Below are 11,407 nucleotides of genomic sequence, written 5' to 3' on the forward strand. Positions count from 1 at the left end.
AACTCTCTTGGCTCAGTTGCACCGAGAGGGTCCCACAAAACCTTTCCATTTTTAGTTATAGGGTATTTTTTAGAGATGGGTTCGGGAACTGGATATCTATACTCATCATAGGCTTTTTCTAATATTTCAATAATTGTTTCACCTGTTATTTTTTTTCTCCGCATTTTGTGAATAGATCTGTAAAAACATTTCTACTTAATATATTTTTAGAAATAAGTTTTTCAATCATCTTTTTCAAGTTATGCCCTAATTCCCTACTTTTAGCAATTTCGTTGATTTTTTCCCTTGCTTCATTTTCTGATAAGTATTCATATTCTTCTGTTCTTGTTCCAAGAATATAAGCCTTAAGAATTTTTTCCAAACCTTGAGCATAAAAAAGGGGTGGATACCATCGAAACTTTCCTTCTATATAAAAGCCTAAATAAAAATCTTCAATGCCTCTTATTGTCCAAAATCTTATTACTTTTTCTTTGGTTAGTTTTGATGAAGAATTCATATTTTTATATTAATCATTTGTGGACTCTTTTTTACTCTTTTCCAGGTTTCTTTTCTTAACCTTAGAATTGTTGAATATTGAATTAAGCTCATTAGCGTTTTCACCGGGACAAACTTTATTTATTTCTTTTAGCAGTAAATCCATCTGTTGTTCTATACTTTCATAAGGACTTATAAAGAAGGCGTTTGCTCTACTTTGAGCAGCGGTTGCTTGTGCTTTAGTTTTTTCTCTTTCAGTTCTATCAGGCATTGCTCCCGCTTTGACCGCTAAATCAGAAGCCGTTTCATAATGTCGCCTAACTTGGAAAAATTTTGCTTTAAGATCAGTTATTGCACCAATTATTTTTGGATTTTTACATACTGCAGCAAACCTTGAAAGTGTCGTAGCATCAGAAAAGTCCCACAAATTGCCATAAGATACCTCACCTTTAAATATTTGTTCATAATTGTCAATACAACGCTTATATGCAAATACTAATTCATAACCAAATGCAATTATTAAGGAACGATATTCCTCTTTTTCTCTTTTTTTAAGATGAAAAATATTTACAAAACTTCCAATTAACGCACCTAAAAAAGTAAAAAATCCTGCCAATATTGTTGCTGTTATAATGCTAATATGTATTCCTTTTTCGGCTGGAATTTCTTTTGAAGAAGTCTGCTCTTTAATCAAAGATTTTTTTACTATCTCTATATTTTTTTCATTAGTTAGAGATTGAGATTCTAATGATTTTTTTATGTTTGTTTGAGCGTTAACATTTAAAGTAATAAGAATAAAAAAGATAAATATTATATATTTTTTCATAAAGTACCGCTCTATGAAATTATTGATATGAATATAATAAATAAAACAATAGACTATTGCAATTGAAAGTTCTTGACAGGGTGTTATCAATGGATTTATAAAAACTTAATATGAAGAAAGAAATCGAGCCAAAGCAGTTTGAAGATGAGACATCTAATATTATCACTTCTACTTTGAGAAACCTTCTCGAGGGAATCACTGGTATACTTACTTCTGAGAGGAAAGACTATATTCTATCGGTTAGTCGTATTTTCCAAAGGATGCGAGGTGGTCAATTTTTATCAATTTTTAAAGAAGAATGGGATAAATTTAAAGAAAAAGGACGGATCAAAGATGACTATCAATTTACAGAGCAACATAAGGTTTGTCTTCAGGAATTATTAGATTTTTTGGATAATGACTCACCAGATGAAATGCATTTTTCAGTACTAAAAAAAATCTTTCTTGTAGCTGCAAGTGAAAAAGTAACCGATCGCAACAGTATACTTCCACAGCAATATATGAAGATTTGCAGAAATCTCTCTTCTGGGGAGATTCTTGTACTTAATGCCTGTTATCAAGTTACTAAAGAGGATTGGTTCAAAAATACTAAACAAATAGATTCGGGAGCTGGATATTGGTTGAAAAAAATTGCTGAGAAATCCAATTTAAAATATAATGAACTTGTGGAAGTCCATGAAAATGAATTAATAAAGAAAAAACTATTAACTGATAGACAATATGGCGATCGAAGCGGGGTTATGCCCAAACCTTATTATAGAATCACAAAGTTAGGTTATGAAATTTGCAAATATATAGAAAGTTACGAAGAAGAAAAATAAAGCTAAAATGATTTTCAATTAAAATGCTTATTATTTTTTTCCCTCCCCCTTTTCAGGCATTTTCCTTGCGGAGAACCACAAAGCGATTTTTAACTCCCCCTTCTGCTTTTTAGGGATTTTACAATTGAGTGAGGAGAAAAGAGGAAGGGTGTTTGAGCGAAGCGAGTTTCCTTCCTCGCCGAACGATTGCAGAAAAACCCCGTTTAAAAAAGCAGGGGGGGCACCCTTCTTTAGTTACCTTTCTTGGGTGAGCAAGAAAGGTAAAAAGGATTGGTTAATCCGTTAAGAAAATCGATGGGGGTGTCTTTCTTTGGTTCGTTTGCTTTCGCAAGCAAGAAATGAACGAGGCCGGTTAGAGAATTTTAGAGCCGAGACGCTATCGCTGGAGCCGAAATATTATATCTTCTATGCTATTAAATTATAATCCAGTCCGCGGGGGCTGAATTTAAAAGCCATATTCCTCGCCTATAAGGATAACGCTTATCCTCTCCTTTTGATGCTGTCCCTCAATGATGGTAAAACAATTACAGAGCCTTCCTGGAGGAAAACAGTGTTCGTCATCACAAATTCCTGTTGCAGCACAGGGAGTCTTGGCATTAAACCTGATACAGTTCATTGGTGCGGCTATGCTATGAACCCTATCAATCCCTTCCTGAATCGTATTAACAATCTTGCTTACACTGCCTATCAATATTACTTTTTTAGGACCAAACAGGGTAGCGGCAACCCTGTTTCCCATACCATCGCAATTGATAATTTGCCCCTTTATGGTTATGGCATTGAAGCTACAGATATAGACATCAGACATGAGCCCTTTTACCCTCATTGCTTCTATTTCTTTCGGGGTTATGTCTTTTTTATATCGATCAAGAAGGGCTACATCCTTTTTCCGAAGCTTATCAACAAGGCCTGTTTCTAATAGGGTCACGGAACCGCCAAGACCCACCAAGGATTTATTCGGAACCATCTTTAATACCTCTTTGCAAGCCTTTTCTTTTGTTTCTACAAACAGCCCATTCATGTATCTCTTTTCAAGGGCTTTACAAACTGCTTTTGCCTTCTTCTCCATTATGATTTCTCTCGGGCTTTTCATGGTCTCTCCCTTAATTTTGATGTTTGAAAATCCAAATATTTCCCTTTTTTAGAATATCCCTCCCTTGTTTTTTAAGCTAAATTCTATAATGTCTATAATAACCTTTTTTTCAATAGTTCATTCTGTGTGCCTGTCTCTCTATTATTTATATCTTTTCTTTAAATCAAAAGACAGTGCCAACTTAAGCACTGCCTTTTAACAATAAAATACAGTTATTAAACTAATTTTTTCTTTGTGAGGCTAAGCGTATTCTGGCAAGTGCCTTTTGTAAGGCAGCCCATACCCTTGTATAATCTACATCCTCATCTGTTTTCCCTGCCAAACGAGCCTCTGCTCTCTCCTTGGCAGCCTTTGCTCTTTCTATGTCAATCTCTTCTGGAATTTCAGCAACATCTGTTAGAATATTAACCCTGTCTGGTCCAATCTCGGCAATGCCACCGCTAATTGATAGATGTTTTTTTTCAGAACCAACACTATACGAGGCCATACCGATACCGAGCTTAGTTATAAAGTATGTATGGCCAGGAAGAACGCCGAATTCCCCCTCTACTCCTGGAGCTGTTACTGTATCTACCTCTTCTCTCACAAGTTGTCTATCAGGGGTTAGAATCTCTAAACTTATCTTCATTTTCATCTACACCTTTTCGCCCTTAAGCTCCTCTGACTTTTTGAGGACTTCATCAAGATTTCCAACCATATAAAAAGCCTGCTCTGGAATATGGTCTAAATTACCAGATATTAACTCTTTAAATCCAGCTACGGTCTCTTTTAATGGAACATATCTTCCAGGGGTTCCTGTAAAGGTTTCGGCCACAAAAAATGGCTGAGAAAGAAATCTCTGAATCTTTCTTGCCCTAGCAACAATAACCTTGTCTTCCTCTGATAGTTCATCCATTCCCAAAATGGCTATGATATCCTGAAGGTCTTTATATCTCTGAAGGACATTTTGAACTTCCCTGGCTATCTGATAATGTTCCTCTCCAATAACTCGTGGGTCAAGAATTCTCGATGTGGAATCTAACGGGTCTACAGCAGGATATATGCCCAGCTCTACTATCTGTCTTGACAAAACAGTGGTGGCATCTAAATGGGCAAAGGTTGTAGCAGGTGCAGGGTCAGTGAGATCGTCTGCAGGAACATATATGGCCTGGACAGATGTAATAGACCCTTTCTTGGTAGAAGTAATTCTCTCCTGAAGGGCGCCCATCTCTGTGGCCAGCGTTGGTTGATAGCCAACTGCAGAAGGCATTCTTCCCAGCAGGGCTGATACCTCTGAGCCAGCCTGGGCAAACCTAAAAATATTATCAATAAAAAGAAGCACGTCTTGGCCTTGAACGTCCCTGAAATATTCAGCAACGCTAAGGCCTGTAAGCCCTACCCTCAGCCTTGCGCCCGGGGGTTCTGTCATCTGACCATAAATAAGGGCCGTCTTATCTATAACGCCGGAATGCTTCATCTCTAACCAGAGGTCATTTCCTTCTCTTGTCCTCTCCCCAATGCCGGAAAAAACAGAGACTCCACCATGCTCAATGGCAATGTTTCTGATCAGTTCCATAACAATAACGGTCTTTCCTACGCCAGCACCACCAAAAAGACCTGTCTTGCCCCCTTTTAAGTAAGGTTCTAGCAGATCAATTGCCTTAATCCCTGTTTCAAACATCTCCGTTTCTATTGCCTGCTCTTGGAGGTCAGGAGCTGGACGATGAATCGGATATCTCTCTTTTGTGTTTACTGGTCCCAGGCCATCTACCGGCTCTCCTAAAACATTTAAGACCCTCCCCAAGATCTCCTTTCCTACAGGAACTGAAATCGGTTCTCCTGTGTCTATAGCCCTCATTCCTCGAACAAGTCCTTCGGTAGGCTTCATGGAAACAGCCCTAACAGAGTTTTCTCCTAAGTGTTGGGCCACTTCGACCGTGATAGAATCTTCTTTATCACCCGAGCCTTCCTGCTGATCTTTAATGATTTTTACAGCATTGTATATGAAAGGTAGCTTTCCTCTCTCAAACTGGATATCAACAACTGGACCAATAACCTGCGTAACCTTTCCTTCGTTCATTAGCTTTCTTCCTCCTTAAATTAACCTTTCATAGCATCGGCGCCACTTACAACTTCTATAATTTCTTTCGTTATTGCAGCCTGCCTTGCTTTGTTGTATGTAAGGGTTAAGCTTTCTGTTAACTCGGCGGCATTCTCTGTTGCTGCATCCATCGCCGTCATCCTTGCGCTGTGCTCGCTGGCTATTGATTCTAAAAGGACCCTAAAAATCTGTGTTTTTATATATCTTGGCAGAAGGTCTTTTAAGATTTCTAGCTCTGAAGGTTCATAAATATAATCAATATCTGCTGCTCCCTCCTGTTTGTTCTTGCATTCAAAAGGCAATAAAGTGTTTACGATGGTTTTCTGAAATAAGACAGACTTAAAATAATTATAAATTATATAGACACCATCAATGTCTCTCGTTACATAATCTTCCATGATATCCTGGCTTATCTCTGATGCCTTTATATATGAAAAGTCTGTAAATAAATCCTTATATTCTTTTTTGATTTTAAAATCCCTTCTTTTAAAAAACTCCTGAGCCTTTTTTCCAATCAACATCAATGACTTTTCAAATTCCTTTTCTTTCAAAAAGCTCATTGCTTCTCTGAAGATATTTGCATTAAAAGCGCCGCAGAGCCCCCTGTCAGAAGAAACGACTATCAAAACCACCCTTTTTATCTCTCTTTTTTCTAACAAAGGGTGGGGGCTCAGGTCAGTTCTCGCAACAAGGTTCTCTACAACTTCTTGAATCTTACTAGAATAAGGCCTAGCCGATAGCAAGCTATCTTGAGCGCCCTTAAGCTTTGCAGCAGCTACCATCTTCATAGCTTTTGTTATCTGCTGGGTATTTCTTATGCTTCCTATTCTCCGCCTTATTGTTCTTAACGTAGCCATTTATTTTATTATATTTAATTTTGTTTTAAGTTATTGAGATTTTAAGGTTTTTTTAAACTCATCAATGGCGTCTTTAAGTTTATCCTCAGTATCTTCACTAATCTCTTTGCTATCCTTTATTTCTTTTCCTATATCAGGATGCTTCTCATCCATAAATTGGAGGATTTTTTCCTCAACCTCACGGCATTCCTCTGGTGAGACATCATCTAAATATCCATTAACCCCGAGATAGATTATTAAAACCTGTTTTTCTATTGAGAGTGGGCTGTATTGACCCTGTTTTAATACCTCTATCATCCTTCGTCCTCTTGCAAGCTGGGCCTGCGTTGCAGCATCTAACTCACTGCCAAACTGAGCAAAGGCAGCTATTTCTCTGTACTGAGCTAAATCCAGCCTCAGCCTTCCAGCCACCTGTTTCATTGCTTTGATCTGGGCAGCCCCTCCTACGCGAGATACAGAAAGCCCAACATTAATAGCAGGCCTAATTCCAGAATAAAAGAGGTCAGACTCCAGATATATCTGTCCGTCTGTAATAGAGATAACGTTTGTTGGGATATATGCAGATACATCTCCTGCCTGTGTTTCTATAATAGGCAATGCTGTTAGAGATCCTCCTCCCATCTCATCATTTAATTTTGCTGCCCTCTCCAGCAATCTTGAGTGGAGATAAAATATATCCCCTGGAAAGGCTTCCCTGCCAGGAGGCCTCCTGAGAAGCAAAGATAATTGCCTGTAAGCTACTGCGTGTTTGGAAAGATCATCGTATATAATCAGGACATGCTGTTTATTGTCCCTAAAATACTCTCCAAGAGCACATCCAGAATAAGGGGCAATATAGAGTAAGGGCGCGGGTTCGCTCGCTGTCGCTGAAATGACTGTTGTGTATTCCATGGCCCCGTTCTTTTCTAAGGTATCTACAATCCTTGCTACCGTTGACATCTTCTGGCCTATAGCCACATAGATACATTTGACATCATTATCTTTCTGATTAACAATCGTATCTAAAGCAATAGCTGTTTTTCCTGTTTGACGGTCCCCGATAATCAATTCTCTCTGGCCCCTACCAATAGGTATCATTGAATCAATTGCCTTAATCCCTGTCTGAAGGGGTTCTTTTACTGGCTGCCTGCTAACCACGCCAGGCGCTAATCTCTCAACAGGCCTAAACTCTTCTGTATCAATAGGCCCCTTTCCGTCTAAAGGCTCTCCCAGGGCATTGACAACTCTTCCTATCATTTTATCGCCTACTGGAATTTCTACAATCCTTTTTGTCCTTTTTACCTCATCCCCCTCTTTGATAAGCGTGCTTTCTCCCAAAAGCACGGTTCCTACGCTGTCCTCTTCCAGGTTAAGAACCATACCATAAACATTTTCTGGAAAAGCTATGAGCTCGCCAGCCATCGCCTTTTCTAATCCATAAATCTTTGCTATTCCATCGCCTACAGAAATGACTGTTCCTATCTCGCTTAACTCTATTTCTTTTTCAAACCCTTCAATCTGCCTCTTTATTACCTCGCTAATCTCTTCTGCCTTGATTTCCATTATCCTTTAACCCCCTTCAATAGTTCTTCTTTTATATGTCCCAGTTGGTTTTTAATGCTTCCATCTATTATATATCCTCCCATCTGAATCTTTATCCCTCCAACCAAATAAGGGTCAATTTTCTCTTCTAATAACACCTCTTTTTTGGTTAACTTTGAAAGCTTCTCTTTCAACCTCTTTTTTGAGTCTTCTGGTATTTGATAGCCAGATGTTATCAAGGCTTTCACTCTGTTGTGAATCTCGTTAGAAAGCTCCCCATAAATTAGGGATATTGCCATAATATGATTCAGCCTGTTCTTTTCAAGAAGAAGATATAAAAATCTTGACACGACCGGCATAACTTTAATAATTTCAATGATTTCTGCTAATATTCCTTTTTTAAAGCCTAAATCTATGCTTGGATTGTAGAGAAGGTCCCGAAGGCCTTTGTTCTCTTTAATTAAAGAAGCAATATTTTTTAGCTCTTTATCAATTCTGTCCACATCTTTCGGTTCTTTGTTTATCTCTAATAAGGCCTTTGCATACCTTTTTGATACAACATTCCCTATCAAGACAGTTTCTCCATTTTTTCTATGTATTCATCTATTAATCTATTATGATCTTCTTTTTTAATATTCTTTTTTATGAGTTCCTCAGCCATTCCGAGTGCCAAAAGAGCTGCTTCCTGTTGAAGTTTGGCCTTAGCTTTTTTGGACTCTAATTCAATGTTTCTCTTTATCTGCTCAACTACTTTTTTAGCTAGTTCTTCGGCCTCTTGTTTTATTTTCTCTTGAATTTTTTCACCATCCAATTTGGCTTGTTCTCGTAACATAGAGATTTCCTTCTCAACAGAATCAAGCTTCTCTCTATACTCTTTAAGCCTTTGCTCTGCTCTATTTCTTGCTAAATCAGCTTCTTCTAGCTCGTCTTTTATACTCTTACTTCTTCCTTTAAAAAATTCCCTTGCCTTCTTGAATAAAAAAAAGTATAAGACGGCTATAAATAATCCAAAATTTATAATCTTAAAGGCTTCATGGGTTAAGCTAAAATGTCCCCCTCCTGCCGCAGAAGCTGCTTTAGCCGAAAAAATGATTAACAGAACTGAAAATATTATCCGATTTATTAACATAAAATACCTTTTATAGCTTTCTTCCCAATATCTTCTCTGCAATTTCCGTAGAAAACCTCTTGGTCTTTTCTATAAGCTCTTTTTTTGCTTGAGATGTTGCTTCTATTATCTCTGTCTTCGCCTTCTCCATGATATTTCGAGATTTGAGCGTTGCTGAATCGACAATCTCCCGTTGCCTTTCAATAGCTTCTTTTTGAACTCTCGCCAGATCTTCACTGATCTCATTTTTTGTTAAATGTATGATTCTTTTATATTCTTCTAGCTTGTCCTCAGCAAGCCTTTCATTATCTTCTGCCTTTTTGAGATACCCTTTGGTTAGTCTCTCTCTTTTCTCAAAATTTTCCAGGAAGGGTCTGAACAGAAATTTTCTTAAAATAACAAGCAATATAATAAAATTGATAAAAAGCAAAAAAAATGTTGAGTCAATAGACATATTAAGACCTCAACTTTAAAATTAGATTTGAAAACTTTTATTAGAAGGACCTTTAAAAAGCAAAATAATCTAGCACAACAGTGTAATTTTTGTCAATATCTTCATGCTTTCTATTTTAGCTATTTTTTAGCTGTACCTCCTCAGCTATTGAAACATTAAGCATCTCCTTGTCCATCTCACAGCTTCCCTCAAAGATAGCCCCTTCTTCAATAAAAAGGGAAGGGGTTTTGATATTCCCATTTAATTCACAGCTCGAATGAATTTTTATCTTTTTTGAGGCACTAATATTGCCTGTTATTTTCCCAAGAGCTATTAAGGTGCCAACGTGAATCTCTGCATTGATTCTTGCTTTTTCGCCAACAATCAGGGTGTCTGAAGTCACTACTTCACCCTCTAGCATTCCGTCAATCCTAACCGTTCCTTCAAAGCTTAGAGTTCCCTTAAATTCTGTTCCCTCTCCAAGAAATGCCTTAATTTCTTTGGATTCTGATTGTTCATTCTTTTCCTTTGACATTTTTTAATTAATCCCCCCTTTTTTTATCTCTTCCAACAACCTTTGGAGTTCTTCTTCAGAGTAATAGTATATTTCTATCTTCCCTCCTTTTTTGCTTTGGCTAATATTAACCTTTGTGTTTAGCCTCCTCTTAAGCTCTTCCTCAACAGAAAGAAGGAATATATCTTTTTTTGCCTTCTTCTTCAGCCTCAATCCCTGTTGTGCCTTCCTGACAAGGTTCTCTGTTTCCCTGACAGAAAGGGCCTTCTTAATAACTACATCCCTAACGGCTTTCTGCTCCTTTACAGACTTCAGACCAAGAAGAGTCCTGGCATGTCCCATTGACAATCTATTGTTTTCAATATCTTCTTTGATAGTCTCTGGGAGTTTTAATAACCGAATATAGTTGGTTATTGAGGATCGGTCCTTTCCCACCCTGCGAGAAAGTTCCTCCTGGGTCATGCCAAACCCCTTAATCAACTCGTTATAAGCAAGGGCTTCCTCTATGGGGTTCAGATCTTCTCTTTGAATATTCTCTATCAAAGCCAGTTCCAATATCTCTGAGCTAGATATTTCTTTTATTAGGGCAGGCGCTTTTTCGATTCCCAGCATCTGCAAGGCCCTCCAGCGTCTCTCGCCCGCAATAAGCTCATAACCATCTTCTCCTCTTTTTACTATGATCGGCTGAATTATTCCCTTTTCCTTGATAGAGTCTGCCAGGTCTTTTAGTTTTGCCTTATCAAGCCTCTTTCTTGGCTGATATCTGTTTGGTTTAATCATTGATACAGGAATATTTATCAACCTCTCTTCCTTAATTGTATCTGTCTTAAGTTCCGGAATTAATGCTTCTAACCCCTTACCCAGTGCCTTACGCTGCATTTGAAATTAACTCCTTTGCTAAATTAAGATAGGCTGCTGCTCCTTTTGATTCAATGTCATAGAGAATTATTGGTTTGCCAAAGCTTGGGGCTTCGCTTAAACGAACACTTCTTGGAATAATGGTATGAAGAACTTGATCTTTGAACAGCCTTCTTATCTCCTCTGTTACCTGCTGAGAGATAAGTGTTCTTACATCATACATTGTTAATAAAATTCCCTCGATAAACAAGGAGGGGTTAAGGTTTCTCTTGATTAAATTTATCGTTTTTAAAAGCTGGCTTAATCCTTCCAAGGGATAAAATTCACACTGCAGCGGAATCAAGACCGCATCAGCTGCTGTTAATGAATTGATGGTCAAAAGACCAAGGGAGGGGGGTGTGTCTATAACAATAAATTCATAATTGTCTTTTACTTTCTCAAGCGCGGCCTTTAATCTCTTCTCTCTGTCTTCCATATTTACAAACTCTATTTCTGCTCCTATAAGGTCTATATTCGAAGGAACGATGTCTAAATGTTCTATTTCTGTATGCTGAATGGTTTTATCAAGTGAGCAATTTTCAATAAGGGCCTGGTAAACATTTTTTTCAAGCCCATCTTTGCTAATACCCAACCCACTGCTGGCATTTCCTTGTGGGTCTAGGTCTATTAAAAGGGTCCTTCGCTCTGCTACGGCCAAACAGGCAGATAGATTTACTGCTGTGGTAGTTTTGCCCACGCCCCCTTTTTGGTTTGATACAGAGATAACCTTCGCCATATATTCTTTTATTTTAGTATAGCTAATTTTTTAAAAAATAATAGCAT

14 protein-coding genes are annotated in these 11,407 nt (G+C 37.9%); 1 reads left to right on the plus strand and 13 read right to left on the minus strand.

All coding sequences use genetic code 11. From position 1 onward, the window contains the following. Window positions 1-145: 145 nt before the first annotated feature. Window positions 146-361: a hypothetical protein gene (locus VMW81_07380; GenBank protein ID HUU50764.1), complete on the minus strand. Its 216-nt coding sequence runs from the start codon at window positions 359-361 to the stop codon at window positions 146-148. 144 nt (window positions 362-505) lie between these two features. Beyond that, the gene (locus VMW81_07385) at window positions 506-1,300 is read right to left on the minus strand and encodes a hypothetical protein (GenBank protein HUU50765.1); all 795 of its coding nucleotides are present in this window, start codon (window positions 1,298-1,300) and stop codon (window positions 506-508) included. Window positions 1,301-1,410: 110 nt separating this feature from the next. On the opposite strand from VMW81_07385, the gene VMW81_07390 reads away from it, so the two are divergent. Then, window positions 1,411-2,121 (plus strand): hypothetical protein, encoded by a 711-nt coding sequence (locus VMW81_07390; protein ID HUU50766.1) that lies wholly within the window; start codon window positions 1,411-1,413, stop codon window positions 2,119-2,121. Window positions 2,122-2,566: 445 nt separating this feature from the next. Here VMW81_07390 and VMW81_07395 read toward each other — a convergent pair whose 3' ends face one another. The 11 genes from VMW81_07395 to VMW81_07445 form a co-directional block, all read right to left on the minus strand. Then, the gene (locus VMW81_07395; GenBank protein HUU50767.1) at window positions 2,567-3,214 is read right to left on the minus strand and encodes a lactate utilization protein; all 648 of its coding nucleotides are present in this window, start codon (window positions 3,212-3,214) and stop codon (window positions 2,567-2,569) included. A gap of 220 nt (window positions 3,215-3,434) precedes the next feature. Further along, complete coding sequence (locus VMW81_07400) at window positions 3,435-3,848, minus strand: F0F1 ATP synthase subunit epsilon (protein HUU50768.1); 414 nt, start codon at window positions 3,846-3,848, stop codon at window positions 3,435-3,437. Beyond that, complete coding sequence (atpD, locus tag VMW81_07405) at window positions 3,849-5,273, minus strand: F0F1 ATP synthase subunit beta (protein HUU50769.1); 1,425 nt, start codon at window positions 5,271-5,273, stop codon at window positions 3,849-3,851. Between the two features lie 20 nt (window positions 5,274-5,293). Then, complete coding sequence (gene atpG, locus VMW81_07410) at window positions 5,294-6,151, minus strand: ATP synthase F1 subunit gamma (GenBank protein ID HUU50770.1); 858 nt, start codon at window positions 6,149-6,151, stop codon at window positions 5,294-5,296. 30 nt (window positions 6,152-6,181) lie between these two features. Next, window positions 6,182-7,693 (minus strand): F0F1 ATP synthase subunit alpha, encoded by a 1,512-nt coding sequence (gene atpA / locus VMW81_07415; protein HUU50771.1) that lies wholly within the window; start codon window positions 7,691-7,693, stop codon window positions 6,182-6,184. Then, window positions 7,693-8,244, minus strand: a complete 552-nt coding sequence (gene atpH, locus VMW81_07420; protein HUU50772.1) for an ATP synthase F1 subunit delta — start codon at window positions 8,242-8,244, stop codon at window positions 7,693-7,695. The genes atpA and atpH overlap by 1 nt, the downstream gene beginning before the upstream one ends. Further along, window positions 8,241-8,801, minus strand: a complete 561-nt coding sequence (gene atpF, locus VMW81_07425) for a F0F1 ATP synthase subunit B (GenBank protein ID HUU50773.1) — start codon at window positions 8,799-8,801, stop codon at window positions 8,241-8,243. Before atpF ends, atpH begins: the two co-directional genes overlap by 4 nt. Window positions 8,802-8,811: 10 nt before the next feature. Continuing rightward, window positions 8,812-9,234 carry an ATP synthase F0 subunit B gene (locus tag VMW81_07430; GenBank protein ID HUU50774.1) on the minus strand — a complete coding sequence of 141 codons (423 nt, stop codon included), beginning with the start codon at window positions 9,232-9,234 and terminating at the stop codon, window positions 8,812-8,814. A 115-nt stretch (window positions 9,235-9,349) separates the two neighbouring features. After that, window positions 9,350-9,748, minus strand: a complete 399-nt coding sequence (locus VMW81_07435; protein ID HUU50775.1) for a polymer-forming cytoskeletal protein — start codon at window positions 9,746-9,748, stop codon at window positions 9,350-9,352. 3 nt (window positions 9,749-9,751) lie between these two features. Then, window positions 9,752-10,606, minus strand: a complete 855-nt coding sequence (locus VMW81_07440) for a ParB/RepB/Spo0J family partition protein (GenBank protein ID HUU50776.1) — start codon at window positions 10,604-10,606, stop codon at window positions 9,752-9,754. After that, entirely contained in the window at window positions 10,596-11,360 is a 765-nt protein-coding gene (locus VMW81_07445; protein HUU50777.1) for an AAA family ATPase, read from the minus strand. The genes VMW81_07440 and VMW81_07445 overlap by 11 nt, the downstream gene beginning before the upstream one ends. Window positions 11,361-11,407 lie beyond the last annotated feature (47 nt).

The sequence above is a fragment of the Nitrospinota bacterium genome (assembly GCA_035528715.1).
Taxonomy (GTDB): domain Bacteria; phylum JADFOP01; class JADFOP01; order DATKYB01; family DATKYB01; genus DATKYB01.

What these genes read in the sequence shown, in the direction of transcription:
- VMW81_07385 (HUU50765.1), bottom strand. Translation starts at nt 1,300, where the DNA reads ATGAAAAAATATATAATATTTATCTTTTTTATTCTTATTACTTTAAAT.
- VMW81_07390 (HUU50766.1), top strand. Translation starts at nt 1,411, where the DNA reads ATGAAGAAAGAAATCGAGCCAAAGCAGTTTGAAGATGAGACATCTAAT.
- VMW81_07395 (HUU50767.1), bottom strand. Translation starts at nt 3,214, where the DNA reads ATGAAAAGCCCGAGAGAAATCATAATGGAGAAGAAGGCAAAAGCAGTT.
- VMW81_07400 (HUU50768.1), bottom strand. Translation starts at nt 3,848, where the DNA reads ATGAAAATGAAGATAAGTTTAGAGATTCTAACCCCTGATAGACAACTT.
- atpD (HUU50769.1), bottom strand. Translation starts at nt 5,273, where the DNA reads ATGAACGAAGGAAAGGTTACGCAGGTTATTGGTCCAGTTGTTGATATC.
- atpG (HUU50770.1), bottom strand. Translation starts at nt 6,151, where the DNA reads ATGGCTACGTTAAGAACAATAAGGCGGAGAATAGGAAGCATAAGAAAT.
- atpA (HUU50771.1), bottom strand. Translation starts at nt 7,693, where the DNA reads ATGGAAATCAAGGCAGAAGAGATTAGCGAGGTAATAAAGAGGCAGATT.
- atpF (HUU50773.1), bottom strand. Translation starts at nt 8,801, where the DNA reads ATGTTAATAAATCGGATAATATTTTCAGTTCTGTTAATCATTTTTTCG.
- VMW81_07430 (HUU50774.1), bottom strand. Translation starts at nt 9,234, where the DNA reads ATGTCTATTGACTCAACATTTTTTTTGCTTTTTATCAATTTTATTATA.
- VMW81_07435 (HUU50775.1), bottom strand. Translation starts at nt 9,748, where the DNA reads ATGTCAAAGGAAAAGAATGAACAATCAGAATCCAAAGAAATTAAGGCA.
- VMW81_07440 (HUU50776.1), bottom strand. Translation starts at nt 10,606, where the DNA reads ATGCAGCGTAAGGCACTGGGTAAGGGGTTAGAAGCATTAATTCCGGAA.
- VMW81_07445 (HUU50777.1), bottom strand. Translation starts at nt 11,360, where the DNA reads ATGGCGAAGGTTATCTCTGTATCAAACCAAAAAGGGGGCGTGGGCAAA.